General features: G+C 67.6%; 11 protein-coding genes and 2 pseudogenes. 2 read left to right on the top strand and 11 right to left on the bottom strand.

What is annotated here, in order from left to right; all coding sequences use genetic code 11:
- Nucleotides 1-99: 99 nt before the first annotated feature.
- Nucleotides 100-1,118 (top strand): annotated as a pseudogene (locus AB0L56_RS28985) (sporulation protein); the annotation flags it as partial.
- Between the two features lie 3 nt (nt 1,119-1,121).
- Here AB0L56_RS28985 and AB0L56_RS28980 read toward each other — a convergent pair.
- Nucleotides 1,122-2,035: pseudogene (locus AB0L56_RS28980) on the bottom strand (aminoglycoside phosphotransferase family protein).
- Between the two features lie 347 nt (nt 2,036-2,382).
- On the opposite strand from AB0L56_RS28980, the gene AB0L56_RS28975 reads away from it, so the two are divergent.
- Nucleotides 2,383-2,562, top strand: a complete 180-nt coding sequence (locus AB0L56_RS28975; RefSeq protein ID WP_365428401.1) for a hypothetical protein — start codon at nt 2,383-2,385, stop codon at nt 2,560-2,562.
- 943 nt (nt 2,563-3,505) lie between these two features.
- On the opposite strand, the gene AB0L56_RS28970 is transcribed toward AB0L56_RS28975, so the two are convergent.
- The 10 genes from AB0L56_RS28970 to AB0L56_RS28925 all read right to left on the bottom strand — a co-directional run bounded on the left by AB0L56_RS28970 (nt 3,506) and on the right by AB0L56_RS28925 (nt 16,073).
- On the bottom strand, nt 3,506-3,871 hold the full coding sequence (locus tag AB0L56_RS28970; protein ID WP_365428398.1) for a peptidase inhibitor family I36 protein: 366 nt from the start codon (nt 3,869-3,871) through the stop codon (nt 3,506-3,508).
- 896 nt (nt 3,872-4,767) lie between these two features.
- On the bottom strand, nt 4,768-6,726 hold the full coding sequence (locus AB0L56_RS28965; protein WP_365428395.1) for a TIGR03960 family B12-binding radical SAM protein: 1,959 nt from the start codon (nt 6,724-6,726) through the stop codon (nt 4,768-4,770).
- 73 nt (nt 6,727-6,799) lie between these two features.
- Nucleotides 6,800-8,356 (bottom strand): CYTH and CHAD domain-containing protein, encoded by a 1,557-nt coding sequence (locus AB0L56_RS28960; protein ID WP_365428392.1) that lies wholly within the window; start codon nt 8,354-8,356, stop codon nt 6,800-6,802.
- A gap of 88 nt (nt 8,357-8,444) precedes the next feature.
- Nucleotides 8,445-9,647 (bottom strand): rod shape-determining protein RodA, encoded by a 1,203-nt coding sequence (gene rodA / locus AB0L56_RS28955; RefSeq protein ID WP_361023186.1) that lies wholly within the window; start codon nt 9,645-9,647, stop codon nt 8,445-8,447.
- Complete coding sequence (mrdA, locus tag AB0L56_RS28950) at nt 9,644-11,977, bottom strand: penicillin-binding protein 2 (protein WP_365428387.1); 2,334 nt, start codon at nt 11,975-11,977, stop codon at nt 9,644-9,646. Before mrdA ends, rodA begins: the two co-directional genes overlap by 4 nt.
- A gap of 114 nt (nt 11,978-12,091) precedes the next feature.
- Complete coding sequence (gene mreD / locus AB0L56_RS28945; RefSeq protein ID WP_365428384.1) at nt 12,092-12,760, bottom strand: rod shape-determining protein MreD; 669 nt, start codon at nt 12,758-12,760, stop codon at nt 12,092-12,094.
- Between the two features lie 13 nt (nt 12,761-12,773).
- The gene (mreC, locus tag AB0L56_RS28940) at nt 12,774-13,715 is read right to left on the bottom strand and encodes a rod shape-determining protein MreC (protein ID WP_365428381.1); all 942 of its coding nucleotides are present in this window, start codon (nt 13,713-13,715) and stop codon (nt 12,774-12,776) included.
- A 171-nt stretch (nt 13,716-13,886) separates the two neighbouring features.
- Nucleotides 13,887-14,906: a rod shape-determining protein gene (locus tag AB0L56_RS28935; RefSeq protein ID WP_361023429.1), complete on the bottom strand. Its 1,020-nt coding sequence runs from the start codon at nt 14,904-14,906 to the stop codon at nt 13,887-13,889.
- A gap of 327 nt (nt 14,907-15,233) precedes the next feature.
- Entirely contained in the window at nt 15,234-15,647 is a 414-nt protein-coding gene (ndk, locus tag AB0L56_RS28930; RefSeq protein ID WP_361023198.1) for a nucleoside-diphosphate kinase, read from the bottom strand.
- Nucleotides 15,648-15,722: 75 nt separating this feature from the next.
- Nucleotides 15,723-16,073, bottom strand: a complete 351-nt coding sequence (locus tag AB0L56_RS28925; protein WP_361023201.1) for a DUF4233 domain-containing protein — start codon at nt 16,071-16,073, stop codon at nt 15,723-15,725.
- Nucleotides 16,074-16,075 lie beyond the last annotated feature (2 nt).

The following is a 16,075-nucleotide window of genomic DNA, read 5'->3' as shown; positions in this document are numbered from 1 at the left end:
CCGCATCAGCGTCCTGTTCGCCATGCTCCGCGACGGCGCCTTCTACGAACCCAGACCCCCACGCCTCGCTTGACGAAAGACATAGAGGCACCCCCCGATGATCAGCTGATGGTTACCGACGGCGACCTCAGTTCAGCCGTCCTGTCGTGGATGATCGCGCGCCCCGACGGCATCCAGGCCGACCGTCCCGGACGCCAACGTGCCGGTATGCGCGATGTACGCGCGATCAGGGACACCGCAGGCATGTTCATGCAACTCGACTTTCAAGTACGGCGGAGGCCACGGCCACAAAGCACTGCGCCACTACTTCCGCCACGAAGTCCTGCCGCTGCTGGACGTCAGTTACAGCGAGAAGGTGGGCACCGCCCTTATTCGGCGCCGCCGCCGAGGTCTCCCAGCTCCTCGCGTGGACCGCGTACGACACCGGAAACCACCGGCTCGCCCACCGCTACCTGTCGTCCACGCTCCGTTTGACCCAGGTCATCGACGACCGTATGTTCGGCGCCCGCATCCTCGGCAACCTCAGCCACCAGGCGAACTACCTCGGTAACCACACCCCGGCCATCCAGCTCGCCCGCGCCGCCGTCGAGGGAGCCAAGGGCCGAGCCACCCCACGCGCCATGTCCAACTATTGGGCCATGGAGGCCCGCGCCCTCTCCAGCGCAGGAGAGAAGGCCGGTGCGGCCCGTGCGATGAACGAGGCGACACGCCACTTCGAACAGGCCGACAGCGCCGACGACCCGGCATGGCTGAGCTACTTCGACGAGGCGGAACTCACGGGCGAGTTCTGCCACTGCTTCCGTGATCTGCGGATGCGCCAGGAAGCCGTCGAGCAGGCACAGCGCGCCGTCGACAGCACCGACCCGGCATACGCCCGCACCCTGGGGTTCTGCCGCATGGTGCTCGCCCAGAGCCAGCTCATAAACGGCGAGTTGGAAGCCGCGGTCACCACCGCGAGTCTCGCAGTCGACGGCGGAGACTCCCTCCAGTCCTCCCGCTTCCAGCGCTACGTGACCGACTTCCAGGCCGAGGTGAGCACACACGCGGCCCACCCCGCCGTAGTCGCGTTCAACGAGAAGGTGAGCGAGGCACTCGCCCGCCTGGACGACGACGAGTAGCGACTACCACGGCCGCCAGTCCCGAGGCGCGTCATCGTTCCGCAGGGCCGAGATGCGCCGACAGTACTCGGCAGCCGTCCTCTCGTCCTCCCGCACGTTCTGCATCAGCCACGTCGTCATACCGAACTCTTCTAGCCGCCGGAGCGTGTCATAGCCGGGCCAGTCGTACAGGTTCCGCCCATAGGCCCGCACAAAGTCGGCGTACTGCTCGTCCGTCTGCCATCCAAGGCTGTGGTGCTCCGTGGCCGTGACCATCAAGTCCCACTCCGAGTGATCAAAGCAGAACGCCTCAAAAGTCGATCAGGATCACCTGTCCCTGATCGTCCACCATGAGGTTCTGCACATGAGCGTCACCGTGGACAGGTCCCTTGGGAGTCTCGAAGCTCAGCTCTTCGAACTGATCACGCAGCTCACACCAACGCTTCCGGAGGAAGACCCGATCGTCCTCTGGAATCGGGGCCCGGTCGATCCGCAGCTCTTGCTTGCCGAAGGGATCAAACGAGGGAAACTCCACCCCAGCCGGCAAGATCATCGAGTGGAGATCCCGAAGCATGCCGCCCAACTCCCCGTACGTCGCCTTACGGTCACCCTCACGGATGAGATGCCAGAAGGTCACCGGGTGGCCATCGATCGAGAGCGGCTGTTCGAGGTCATCTAGAATGCGCACCCCAGGGAAGCCCTCACCTGCCAACCACCGCGACACGGCCACCTCGATACGCGCTTTGGGCAGCCACTCCTCCCCTCGCGCCACCCGCACGACCACGGGCACCGACGCCAGACGGAACAGAGCGTTCTCCCCGAACCGAATCAGCTCCGCGCCCTCGTCATCTAGCCCCCCGCCCGGCACGCAGCACCCATCACTCACGCAGCCCTCTCCGACGTGAACCCCTCTTCGCCCGAGCAACGCTAACCGCCATGCCCGTACCAGCTCCCCTAAGTCGCGCGCGATCAACCAGCGCACGCCTACGGGTGACCAACCCGACGCACGCCGGACACAGCCTTGACCGTACCGATTGCCAGCGCTCCGGAGCGAGGGAGCCCGACTCCGCAGGACCACCGCAGCGTCGGTCACGCCAACTCTCCGCATGTGTCTATCAGTTCGATACCTGCAAGCGCTCTCGACTTTCACCGGAGCCTCGCTCATTGCGCTACGATCCCGTGCCATAAAGGAGCGGTCCGGGGCACGGGGGGACCAACAAAGACACCCTATGTAACCGGATAATTACTTGGGGGCAATATGGCCGGGCTTAGCATGGGTCACAAGGTGGCCCTCTGGGTCGCTGCGATCGGCGCAACTGGTGCCGTAATTGCAGCTGTGATTACTGGCATCTTCCAGAACGACAACAAGGGGTCACGGACCGAGTGTAGCCAGAATACGGTCTGCGGCGATAACAACAGCGGCAACAGCATCAACGGCGATAAAAATGAACCCACCAAGCCGTAGAGGGCGATCCGGTAAAAAGGAAATGAGCGCCAGCATCCGCTATATCGCAGCTCTAGCGACAGCCGCTGTTGTTGTGCTACCCCTAACAGGGTGCAGCGGCGAGAAGAACGAGACTACCTGCCATTCAGGCGCGTTCTGCGGAAATGGGAATAAGGGTAACAGCATTGACAGCTCCGCCGACGCGGCGGAAACACCCTCCCCCAGCTCAGACACCACTAATACCGCTCCCGCCGACAAAAAAGTACGCGAGTCATCTACTGAACCACCAAAAACGGAGCCCGACAGTCCTGGAACGTCGACCCGCCCGGAGGTACAAAAGTGCGGAGAGGATTGCCAGTGGCGCGACTGGACGGCCATCCCCGGAGTACAAGTGCGCCCGACCTGGGTAAGAGAGGGCAACGACCTCTACATGGTCGCCGAATGGCGGTCAAGCTCTGAAAGATCATTGGATGTTTGGATCTGGCTCAAAGACGGATCTGGCAACAAAGCGCTTTACCCAGTCGACCCACCAGCGATCGGTTTTCATCAAATGCGCACCACCTCCGAGGGCTTCAGTAGAAAGGTTAAGGTTGGCATACCACTCGAACCCGGGCGACGGTACAACATTTCCATCTCTGTAGCCGAATACAGGCCGCATCAGACAGGACCGAATATCTCCAACCCCAGTGTCGATGGCATGATGGAGAACTTATTGTACACGTAGCACCAGTCCGCTTCGGCGAAGCCTGTAATCTCGTGATCAACTGCGGCCGCGGCGGTCAGCGGAAGATGAGCGCGGCGTCCCACGTTTTCCCCGCATCACGCGTCGTACCCCTTGCTTCCCACCTCCGCCAGCCTGGTAGACACTGCTGTCGGGCCGCTCGTCAAACGCCGACTGGTTTAAGGCGCCGTGTCCGTTGCCGTGGGGCGGCACCTGCCCCACGGCATGTGAGTCGTATCCGCCTCAGCAGCGGGCGGCGCTCGATGGCAGGGCGGAGCGGAAGGCACCACCGAGCCTCTTGAGCCCCTCGTTGGGCTGGACGATCACCTTGGTTCCCATGTATTCGTCCTGGCTCCACACACACCAGTACTCGTTGGTCCGGTTCCAGGCGGAACGCACGGCGGGGATGTTCTGTCGCTTCACGTCGTCCGTCCCTTTCGTGTAACTGCCTCGGCGACCAGTGCCGTCGGAGTACTCGTAGAGGCAGAAGTGGTCGATCTCACAGATCGCTGCGGCCGACAACGTAGCCGAGGATGAGGAGACCGCCGGGCCGGCGGCTAGGAGGGTGGCGGCAGCAGCCACGGCCGCGACGGGCAAAAACTTGCGCATGGGATCCCTTTCGGAGGGCGTTTCGGACACAAAAAGGATCACCAAGCAAACACAGTGCGCCAATTCCCCGAAAGTGTAGGTTTACGGGAACGAAGGGCCCGACGACGCCAGCGCTCAGAGTCGCGCCGACTGCCAGTCCCGTCTCACACCCACTCCACCTCAGCCTGGACGCCCGGGGAGGCCCCAGGGGACGGCAAGAGTGTTCTCGGCACCTCCCGCACGGCTCCCTGCTTCTCCTGGCAAACACCAAGTGCGCCAAGGACGGCAACCAAGTCTTCCTGTTCGGGTGGTCCAGCGCCACGAACACGCCGAACCGCTCGATCACTGCCACCGTGCCGGTCGGGCGTTGGCCGAAGCGGAGCTGCTGAGGAACGCCCAGAGTCCCGGGTTGTCGGTGGCTGCCATCGACAGTCGTGCGTGCCCGGCCCTCGTCCAGATCCACGGCGAGCACCTCTGCGGTGATGCGCTGTCCGACCACAGCGGCATCGGTCCGGCGCCGTTGCCAAGAGACATCCAGCGGCCCCACTGCCCGGAGTGGACGAGCGGCGAACCCGTCCAGGGTCACGGTCACCTCAGATCAAGTGACGGCCGCCACCGTGCCACTACAGCGATCACCGACCTGGATCGGTGCCAGAAAGCTCCTGATGGCCGGATCAGCCGACGTGTCGCCCATAGCGCCCGGATTCTCGCACGGCGGCTAGACCCACTCCACCTCGGACTGGATGCCCGCAGGAGCGCCAGCGGCCGGCAGAGGCGTCCGAGGAGCCTCTCGGATCGCCTGCCGCGTCTGCACCGCCCCGAGGGAACCGAGCACCACGGCCACCTCATCCTCTGTGGCATCCGCCACAGCCTCAGCGATGCGCCGCAGTGGCTCAGTCATCCCCCGCTCCCTCATTTCAGCTGGTCGGATCCGGCTTCTTGACCGTCAGCGGCAGCAGCTTCTTGCCGCTCTCGCTCAGTTGTGGCCATGTATCGAACTGAGGACACACCCCGCAGTCGAAGCACGGGGTCCAGCGGCAGTCCTCGACCTCCGTTTCGTCGAGGGCGTCCTGCCAGTCCTCCCACAGCCACTCCTTGTCGAGGCCGGAGTCGAGGTGGTCCCAGGGGAGGACCTCCTCGTAGGTGCGCTCGCGGATGGTGTACCAGTCGACGTCCACGCCGAACTCGGCCAGGGCCTTGTCCGCGCACGCCATCCAGCGGTCGTAGGAGAAGTGCTCGCGCCAGCCGTCGAAGCGGCCGCCGTCCTCATACACCGCGCGGATGACCGCGCCGACGCGGCGGTCGCCGCGGGAGAGCAGGCCCTCGACGATGCCGGGCTTGCCGTCGTGGTAGCGGAAGCCGATGGAGCGGCCGTACTTCTTGTCGCCGCGGATCTTGTCGCGGAGCTTGCCGAGGCGCTCGTCCGTCTGCTCGGCGGAGAGCTGCGGGGCCCACTGGAAGGGGGTGTGCGGCTTGGGGATGAAACCGCCGATGGAGACCGTGCAGCGGATGTCGTTGGAGCCGGAGACCTCGCGGCCCTTGGCGATGACGCGGGTGGCCATGTCGGCGATCTGCAGGACGTCGTCGTCGGTCTCGGTGGGCAGGCCGCACATGAAGTACAGCTTCACCTGGCGCCAGCCGTTGCCGTAGGCGGTGGCGACGGTCCTGATCAGGTCCTCCTCGGAGACCATCTTGTTGATGACCTTGCGGATGCGCTCGGAGCCGCCCTCGGGGGCGAAGGTGAGGCCGGAGCGACGGCCGTTGCGGGTCAGCTCGTTGGCCAGGTCGATGTTGAAGGCGTCGACGCGGGTGGAGGGGAGGGAGAGGCCGATCTTGTCTTCCTCGTAGCGGTCGGCCAGGCCCTTGGCGATGTCGCCGATCTCCGAGTGGTCGGCGGAGGAGAGGGACAGCAGGCCGACCTCCTCGAAGCCGGTGGCCTTCAGGCCCTTGTCGACCATGTCGCCGATGCCGGTGATCGAGCGCTCGCGGACCGGGCGGGTGATCATGCCGGCCTGGCAGAAGCGGCAGCCCCGGGTGCAGCCGCGGAAGATCTCCACGGACATGCGTTCGTGGACGGTCTCGGCGAGCGGGACGAGGGGCTGCTTGGGGTAGGGCCACTCGTCGAGGTCCATCACCGTGTGCTTGGAGACGCGCCACGGGACGCCGGACTTGTTCGGTACGACGCGGGCGATACGACCGTCGGGGAGGTACTCGACGTCGTAGAAGCCGGGGACGTAGACCCCGCCCGTCCTCGCCAGGCGGAACAGGAGTTCCTCGCGGCCGCCGGGGCGGCCCTCCTCCTTCCAGGCGCGGATGATCCGCGTGACCTCAAGGACGGCCTGCTCGCCGTCGCCGATGACCGCGCAGTCGATGAAGTCGGCGATCGGCTCGGGGTTGAAGGCGGCGTGACCGCCGGCCATGACGATCGGGTCATCCAGGGTCCGGTCCTTGGCCTCCAGGGGGATGCCGGAGAGGTCCAGGGCGGTGAGCATGTTGGTGTAGCCGAGCTCAGTGGAGAAGCTCAGGCCGAACACGTCGAAGTTCCGGACCGGGCGGTGGCTGTCGACGGTGAACTGGGGGACCTGGTGCTCGCGCATCAGTGCCTCGAGGTCCGGCCAGACGCTGTAGGTGCGCTCGGCGAGAACGCCGTCCTGTTCGTTGAGGACCTCGTAGAGGATCATGACGCCCTGGTTGGGCAGTCCGACCTCGTAGGCGTCGGGGTACATGAGCGCCCAGCGGACGTCGCAGCTGTCCCAACGCTTGACCGTGGAGTTGAGCTCTCCGCCGACGTACTGGATCGGCTTCTGCACATGCGGGAGCAGAGCTTCGAGCTGCGGAAACACGGATTTCACAGACTCGGCGGCTTCGGCAGGCATCTCGCGAACCTTTGTGTGCTGACAGGGGTGACCATCCAGCGTAACCCGGCCGGAGGGGTCCCCCGTACGCCGTTCAGAGGGCGGTGCTCCTCCTGATCGAGGTCCAGGCTTCGGGGAGGGCGGCCTCGGCGACCTGTGCGCGGTGCTCCTCGCGGCCGTGGAGGACGCCGTAGGTGAAGGCGCTCTCTCCTGCCGCGTGGGCGACGGCGGCGAGCTCGCGCAGGGTCTGGCGGGCCATGACGCTGTCCTGGTGGTCGCCGAGCAGGCCCTGGAGCGACTTCATGGCGCCGACGAGTTCCTTCGCCGGTTCGCCGAGTGCGGGAGCGGCGGCCTCGGCGGCGTAGCGGGTGCGCTTGGTCTTCTTGCGGGCCTCGTGCAGGGCGACGTCGCGGTCGGTGCCGGGTGGGAGGTCGAGGGCGCGGGCGACGAGGCCGGCGACTTTGTCGAAGTCCTTGCGTACGGCCTTGGTGAGGGTCTTCGCCGGCTTGGTTCCGGCCTTCTTGTGCAGGGGCGGGTCGGCGAGGAGGGCGTCCAGGGTGTCGAGGAGGGTGAGGTAGCGGCGGGAGTCGAGGATGCCGGTGACGCGGCCGTGGGCTCCGCTGTGCCGGGCCCGGGACCATGTGGCGAGGCGGTCGGCGACCGGGCCGTGGACGAGGGTGGCGGGCAGTTCGGCGAGGGCGGTGCCGAGGCGGTCGGCGAGGACTTCCTGGTCGCGGTCCAGGCCGAGCTCGCCGGCCAGCCATTTCAGGTCGGTGGCGACGGGGTCGGTCGTCTCGGGGTCGAGGACGGTGCGGAAGGTGCGGAAGGTGCTGCGCAGGCGGCGGGTGGCGACTCTCATGCGGTGGACGGAGTCGGGGATGTCCTGGCGTACGGCGGGGTCGAGCTCGACGAGGGCGTCGCGCTGGGCGCGGACGTAGGCGAGGACGTGGTCCGCGGCGGTGACGGGTTTCCCGGCCGGCCGTGACCGCCGTTTCTGTTTCGGGGCGGCTTCGGGGGCGGTGGCGGGTGCGGTCGTGGGGGCCGTGGTGCCGTCGGGTGCGGTCTCGGCCAGGGCCCGGGCCAGTTTGGAGGCGGATGCGGAGGGGCGTACGCCGGCCTTGCGCAGGCGTTTTTCGACCTTGTCGAGGAAGGCGGGGTCGCCGTCGTCGGCGAGTTCGACCTCGATCTCGGTCCACTGGGCGGTGCCGCCGTCGCCGGTGAGGCGCTGGGCGTGGACGGTGTCGACGCTGACCTCGGCGAGGAGCCGTCCGTCGGCGTCGAGGAGGTGGCGTACCGCGCGGTCGGAGCGCAGCCGGATGACGGGCAGCAGTGCGTGGTCGCGGACGCGGGAGCGGACGAGGGCGGCGAGTTCGTCGGGGAGGGTGTCGGAGAGCGGGGCGCGGATCTCGTCGCGCACTCCGGGGGCGACGGGGAACTTCAGATGCCAGCCGGCGTCGGAGCCTCCGGTGCGGCGGCGGAGGGTGACGGCGGACGCGTTGAGGCGTTCGTCGGCGGTGTCGTGGTAGGTGGCGTCGAGGCGGGTGACACCTTGGTCGAGGACGGATGCGACGCCGGGGACGCGGGTGAGGTCCGGCAGTTCGTTCTGGTCCGACTCGTATTTCCGCTCGATCTCGCGCTTGGTGTCCGCCATGGCTTGAATCTAGTGGCTGGGGGTGCGGAGCGGCAGGGGGCCGCTCCGCACCGGTGATGTGGGGTCCGGACGGCGCGGGCGGGTGGCGTTATGCGGACATGGGGCGTTGTATGCGGATCGATTGGAGCAGGCCCACGGCCAGCCAGACGGCGAACATGGAGGAGCCGCCGTAGGAGACGAACGGCAGGGGGAGTCCGGTGACCGGCATGATGCCGAGGGTCATGCCGATGTTCTCGAAGGTCTGGAAGGCGAACCAGGCGACGATGCCGGCGGCGACGACGGTGCCGTACAGGTCGGTGGTGTCGCGGGCGATGCGGCAGGCGCGCCAGAGGATGATGCCGAGCAGACCGATGATCAGTGCGCCGCCGACGAAGCCGAGTTCCTCCCCGGCGACGGTGAAGACGAAGTCGGTCTGCTGCTCGGGCACGAACTGGCCGGTGGTCTGGGAGCCGTTGAAGAGGCCGGAGCCGGTCAGTCCGCCGGAGCCGATGGCGATGCGGGCCTGGTTGGTGTTGTATCCGACGCCAGCCGGGTCGAGTTCGGGGTTGGCGAAGGCGGCGAAGCGGTTGATCTGGTACTCGTCGAGGATGCCGAGCTGCCAGACGGTGACCGCGCCGGCGGCGCCGGCGCCGAGCAGGCCGAAGACCCAGCGGTTGGAGGCGCCGGAGGCGAGCAGTACGCCGAGCACGATGACGACCATGACCATGACCGACCCGAGGTCGGGCATGAGCATCACGATCAGCATGGGGACGACGGCGAGTCCGAGTGCCTGGAGGACCGTGCGGTGGTCGGGGTAGGGCTTGTCGCCTGCGTCGACTCGCGCGGCGAGGAGCATAGCCATGCCCAGGATGATCGTGATTTTCACGAACTCGGAGGGCTGGAGGGAGAAGCCGCCGGGAAGCTTGATCCAGGAGTGGGCGCCGTTGATGGTGGAGCCCAGCGGGGTGAGCACCAGCAGGATCAGGAAGACCGAGGCGCCGTACAGCAGGGGCACGGCCGTGCGCAGGCCGCGGTGGCCGAGCCAGAGGGCGCCGATCATCAGGGCGAGTCCGATGCCGGTGTTGAGCCAGTGCCGTACCAGGAAGTAGTAGGGGTCGCCCTGGTTGAGTTCGGTGCGGTTGCGGGTGGCCGAGTAGACCAGGAGCGAGCCCAGCAGGGACAGCAGGATCGCCGAGAGCAGCATCGGCCAGTCGAGGCGGCGGGCCACGGAGTCGCGGGCGAAGACCCGTGTCCAGCCCGTCCGCTCGGGTCCGTATCCGGAGACCTGGAAGCTGTTGACGCCGCCGGTCATGATGCCGTCCCGGGTGATGCGGTCCTGGCGGACCGGTGGCGGGAGCGGGCGCGTGGGCGTCCGGCGCCGCGGCGTGGTCCGCCGCCCCGTCGTCGCTCGCGGCGGCGGGTGTCCCGGTTGGTGTTCTCCGGTGAGGGAGTGGTGCCGGCCTGCTGGGGGTCGGCGGGGTCGCCGTCCTGCGGGGTGGTGGCGCCGGCGTCGGGAGCGGGGGTGGCGGGGTTCTTGGCGGGGTCCTTGGAGATCTTCGGGGACTTGATGGTGCCGTCGGTGCGGACCTCGGGGAGGGTCTTCTGGGGGGTGGGCAGCAGGGCCTTCTTCTTGTCGATGGCGCCGCCCTCGGTGACGCCGTACAGGGCGTTGTAGATGTTGCGCACGGCGGGGGCCGAGGCGCCGGAGCCCGTACCGCCCTGGGAGATCGTCATGACGATCGAGTAGTCCTTGGTGTAGGTGGCGAACCAGGAGGTGGTCTGCTTGCCGTACACCTCGGCGGTACCGGTCTTGGCGTGCATCGGGATCTCGTCCTGTGGCCAGCCCCCGAATCGCCACGCGGCCGTACCGCGGGTGGCGACTCCTTCGAGGGCTTCGTCCATCTGGGCGAGGGTCTTCTTGCTCGTCGGCAGCTTGCCGTGCGCCTTGGGCTCGATCTCGGTGACGGTCTTGCCGTCGGGGCTGATGACGGCCTTGCCGACGGTGGGGTCGTAGAGGGTGCCGCCGTTGGAGATGGCGGCGTAGATGGTGGCCATCTGGATGGGGGTGACGAGGGTGTCTCCCTGGCCGATGGAGTAGTTGACGGAGTCACCGGCGCGCAGCCGGTTGCCTTCGAGGCAGTTCTCGTAGGCGATGCGCTCGGCGTAGCTGCCGTCCTTCTTGCCGTTCTTGCACCAGGCGTCCTTGTTGGCCTGCCAGTAGTCCTTCTTCCACTGGCGGTCGGGGACGCGGCCGGTGACCTCGTTGGGCAGGTCGATGCCGGTCGTCTCGCCGAGGCCGAACTGGTGGGCGGTCTTGTAGAACCAGTCGTTGGGTTCCTTCTTCGGCTTGTTGCCGCCGTCGCGCTTCCACTCCTCGTGGGAGAGGCGGTAGAAGACGGTGTCGCAGGAGACCTCCAGGGCGCGGCCGAGGCTGATCGGGCCGTGGTTCTGGGACTCGAAGTTCTTGAAGACCTGTCCGCCGATGGAGTACGAGCTGGAGCACTCGTAGGGGCCTTCGAAGGAGTAGCCGGCCTGTATGGCGGCGGCGGTCGGGACCACCTTGAAGATGGAGCCGGGTGCCGACAGGCCCTGGGTGGCGCGGTTGAGCAGCGGGTAGTTGGACTTCTCGCCGGTGAGGGCGGCGTAGTCCTTGGCGGAGATGCCGCCGACCCAGGCGTTGGGGTCGTAGGTGGGGTTGGAGGCCATGGCGACGACGCGGCCGGTCTTGGCCTCCATGACGACGACGGCGCCGGAGTCGGCCTCGTAGGTGCGACCGGTGTTGCGGTCGTGGACCTTGCGGGCGTCCTTCATCGCCTGGTCCAGCTGGTATTCGGCGATGCGCTGGACGCGGGCGTCGATGCTGGTGACGAGGTGGGCGCCGGGCTCGGCGGCGTCGGCCTGGGACTGGCCGAGGACGCGGCCGAGCTTGTCGACCTCGTAGCGGGTGACTCCCGCCTTGCCGCGCAGCTGCTTGTCGTACTGGCGCTCGATGCCGGAGCGGCCGACCATGTCGGAGCGCAGGTACGGCGAGTCGGTGTCCTGGGCCTTCTGGATCTCCTCGTCGGTGACGGGTGACAGGTAGCCGAGGACCTGGGCGGTGTTGGCCTTGCCGGGGGCGGTGTAGCGGCGCACGGCCTGGGGTTCGGCGGTGATGCCGGGGAAGTCCTCGGCGCGCTCGCGGATCTGCAGGGTCTGCTTGGGGGTGGCCTCGTCGGTGATGGGGATGGGCTGGTACGGCGAGCCGTTCCAGCAGGGCTGGGGGGTTTCGGCGTCGCAGAGCCGGACCTTCTCCCTGACCTCTTTCGGCGTCATGCCGAGGACGCCGGCGAGTTTGGTGAGGACCGCCTTGCCGTCGTCCTTCATCTTCAGCAGTTCGGTGCGGGAGGCGGAGACGACCAGCCGCGTCTCGTTGTCCGCGAGGGGCACTCCGCGGGCGTCCAGGATGGAGCCGCGGACGGCGGGCTGGACGACCTGCTGGACGTGGTTGCCGGTGGCTTCCTTGGCGTACTGGTCGCCCTCGCGGATCTGGAGGTACCACAGGCGCCCGCCGAGGGTGCCGAGGAGGGAGATGACGAGGACCTGGATGACGACGAGGCGGATCTGGACCCGCGAGCTGCGGCCCGTCTCGGGGATGTTGGTCACGCGGTTTCCTCCTCTCTCAGAGCGCGTGCGGGAGTGTGGGTACGAGGGATGAACGGCCGGCGGGTGTGTCGGCGTTCCACCGTCGTTCACCCTTTCCGGTGAAGTTCCGCCAGGTCACAGGCGCTTGACCCCCTTGATGCGTCCGGCGCGGGCCGCCCGGACCCGGGCGGCCTTGACGCGCAGGCCGCTCTTCTGGCTGCCGATGTTCAGTCCGGTGCCGCCGGAGAGCCAGCCGGAGGAGATGTCGCCGGACTTGGCGGAGCCGGTCTCGGCGAGCGGATCGTTCTCGGCGCGCCGGGCCAGGGCCATGACGCCGGGGACGACGAACGGCGCGAGCAGCAGGTCGTACAGTGCGGCGGTGAACAGCAGCGAGCTCAGGCCGACATGGCGGGCGGCGGTGTCGCCGACGAGGGCGCCGACACCGGCGTAGAGCAGGGTGGAGCCGACGGCGGCGACGACGACCACGACCATGGGGCCGGTGGCCGATTTCACCTGGCCGCTCTCGGGTTTGACGAGTCCGGCGAGATAGCCGATGACGCACAGCACGAGGGCGTAGCGGCCGGCGGCGTGGTCGGCGGGCGGGGCGAGGTCGGCGAGGAGACCCGCGGCGAAGCCGACGAGGGCGCCGCCGACATGGCCGTAGACCAGGGCGAGGCCGAGGACGGTGAGCAGCAGCAGGTCGGGGACGGCGCCCGGGAGGTGGAGGCGGGCGAGGACGCTCACCTGGATCACCAGGGCGACGACGATCAGCGAGCTGGAGAGCAGGATCCGGTTGACGCGCATGGGGTGACAGCTCCTACTGCTCTTGCTGGTACTGGCCGTCGGCAGGGGCGGAGGGGGTGACGGTCACCGTCACGGTCGGCGTGGGGACCGGCTTGGGCTTCTTGGGCAGCACCGTGTCACGCGGGTCCTTCTCGGGGGCCTGGACGACGACGCCGACCACGTCGAGCTTGCTGAAGCTGACGTACGGCGTGACGTAGACGGTGCGGGTGAGGTCGCCGCCGGGTGGGTCGACGCGGGAGACGACGCCGACGGGGACGCCGGGCACGAACGGCTTGTCGGCCTGCGAGCCGAAGGTGACGAGGCGGTCGCCCTTCTTGATCTCGGCCTTGCCGTTGAGGAGTTCGACGCGCAGCGGGCGGTCGCCCTGGCCGGAGGCGAAGCCGAGTTCGTCGCCGGCCTCCATGCGGGTGCCGACGGTGAAGTCGGGGTCGCTGGCGAGCAGCACCGTGGCGGTGTTGGGGCCGACGGTGGTGACGCGGCCGACGAGTCCGTCGCCGTTGAGTACGGTCATGTCGCGCTGGATGCCGTCGTTGGCGCCGGCGTCGATGGTGATGGTCCAGGAGAAGCCCTGGGCCGCTCCTATGGCGATGACCTGGGCGCCCTTGATGCCGTACTGGCCCTTGCCGGAGATCTTCAGCAGTTTGTCGAGCTGGTCGAGGCGGCTGCGGTTGCGGTCGTCGCTGCCGAGTTCGGCCTTGAGCGCGGTGTTCTCCCGCTCCAGTTCCGCGAGCCGGTCGTGCCGGTCGCCGGACTCGCGGACGGCGGTGACCGCGTTGCCGATCGGGTTGACCGCGCTGGACACGCCGTTCTCGATCGGGCCGAACACGGTCGCCGCGGCCTGCCGGGCGCCGTCGACCGGCGAATCCTCCCCGCCGCGGATGTCCACCGTGATCAGTGCGAACGCGATGGCGATCAGCAGCACCAGGAGCAGCCGGCTCTCTTTCGTGTCCCTCACGTGCGGCGGCCGTGCCTTCCTCGTCGAGAACGGGTATGAGGTGTCGTCTTGTTCACATGTGGGGGTGGCATGGTGACGGGCTTTTGGGGCTTGTGGGGAGCCTGTGCCGCGATGCCAGCGATCCGCCGTACGAGAGGGGAACATCCCGTACGGCGGAGTCGGAGGGTTGTGTCATCTGCGGGGCTGGGCGTCCAGCACCTGCTGGAGCGCCTCGAACTCCTCGACGCACTTGCCGGAACCGAGCGCCACGCTGTCCAGCGGGTCCTCGGCGATATGGATCGGCATGCCCGTCTCCCGGCGCAGCCGCTCGTCGAGACCGCGCAGCAGGGCGCCGCCGCCGGTCAGCACGATGCCCCGGTCCATGATGTCGCCGGAGAGCTCCGGCGGGCACTTGTCGAGGGTCGTCTTGACCGCGTCGACGATGGAGTTGACGGGTTCCTCGATCGCCTTGCGCACTTCGGCCGCGGAGATGACGACGGTCTTGGGCAGTCCGGACACCAGGTCGCGGCCGCGGATTTCGGTGTGCTCGTCGGTGTCGAGGTCGTACGCCGAACCGATCGTGATCTTGATCTGTTCGGCCGTCCGCTCACCCAGCAGGAGGGAGTACTCCTTCTTGATGTGCTGGATGATGGCGTTGTCCAGTTCGTCGCCCGCGACGCGGATGGACTGGGCGGTGACGATGCCGCCGAGGGAGATGACCGCGACCTCCGTGGTGCCGCCGCCGATGTCCACCACCATGTTGCCGGTGGCCTCGTGGACCGGCAGCCCGGAGCCGATGGCGGCGGCCATGGGCTCCTCGATGATGTGCACCTGGCGGGCGCCGGCCTGGGACGACGCCTCGATGACGGCGCGGCGCTCGACGCCCGTGATGCCCGAGGGCACACACACGACGACCCGCGGACGAGCCAGATACCGCCGCTTGTGGATCTTCAGGATGAAGTAGCGGAGCATCCGCTCGGTGATCTCGAAGTCGGCGATCACGCCGTCCTTCAGCGGACGCACGGCAACGATGTTGCCGGGCGTGCGCCCGATCATCTTCTTCGCTTCGGCACCGACCGCGAGGATGCCACCGGTGTTGGTGTTGATCGCGACCACGGACGGCTCGTTGAGTACGATCCCCCGACCCCTGACGTACACCAGCGTGTTGGCGGTCCCGAGGTCGACAGCCATGTCACGGCCGATGAACGACATTGAGTTCCCCATCAGGATTCGTCTGGCCTTCCCACGAGCTTTTGAGGGCTTTTCAGGTTGGCGAGGTGGGTGCGGTGACGTGAAGGCTTCCATCGTAGACGCGCCTTCGCGAACACGGTGCGAGGGTCTTCGCCATTGTCATCAGATGGCGTGTCGCCCTGCTTGTGGAGACGGGCCATCGGGGGCATCCGTTCCCCCGAACGCCTCGCATATGCCAAAAAAGGTCCGGGGGCAAAGCCCCCAGACCATCCGTCACCCGGCAAACGTGCCGTACCCGGCCGCGATGTGATCGTTATGCGCGGGATACGCCCGAGCGGCCGTACGACGTCACGCGCGGCCCGGGAAGAAGATCTTCACCTCGCGCTCGGCGGACTCCTCGGAGTCGGAGGCGTGGATCAGGTTCTCCCGGACGATCACGCCGAAGTCGCCGCGGATGGAACCCGGCTCGGCGGCGATGGGGTCCGTGGGACCCGCCAGCTTGCGCAGCCCCTCGATGACCCGCTCGCCCTCGACGATCATCGCCACGACCGGGCCGGACGCCATGAACTCCACCAGCGGCTCGTAGAACGGCTTGCCCTTGTGCTCGCCGTAGTGCTGCTCCAGCGTGTCGTGGTCCAGGGTGCGCAGCTCCAGCGCGGTGATCTGCCAGCCGGCCTTGCGCTCGATACGGCTGATGATCTCGCCGGTCAGGCCACGACGGACGGCGTCGGGCTTGAGGAGGACGAGGGTGCGCTGGGTCACGGCGGAGCTCCTTGTGCGTGGAGTGATGTCAAGTTGTGCGGACTGATGAGGTTACCGGGCGTGTCGGGGCATCTGTCACGCAGCGTCAGGTTGGTCGGCCCGGGCGGCGAAACGGGCCTTCGCTTCATCCACCTTTCGCCCGAAGTGCACCGAGGCCCACCACAGCAGCGCGAAGATCGCGCCCATGAAGAACATCATCGGGACGAAGACCCCGGAGGCGATGAGGGCGAGCTGCAGCGCCCAGCCGAGGGCCACCCCGCCCGGCCGTGTGATCACCCCGCACAGGGCCACGCACAGGAACATCGCGATGCCGCAGACCGTCCACACCGTGCCCGTGGACAGGTCCGCGTCCTTCATCGCGACCAACCCGGCGAAACCGATGATGAAGAACTCGCCGATCAGCGTCGAAGCGCAGAGCGTACGCACGG

The sequence above is a fragment of the Streptomyces sp. NPDC052079 genome, assembly GCF_040680275.1.
Taxonomy (GTDB): Bacteria; Actinomycetota; Actinomycetes; order Streptomycetales; family Streptomycetaceae; genus Streptomyces.
Note: the sequence above shows the minus strand (reverse complement) of the source record. Positions and strands in the feature narration are given on the sequence as shown.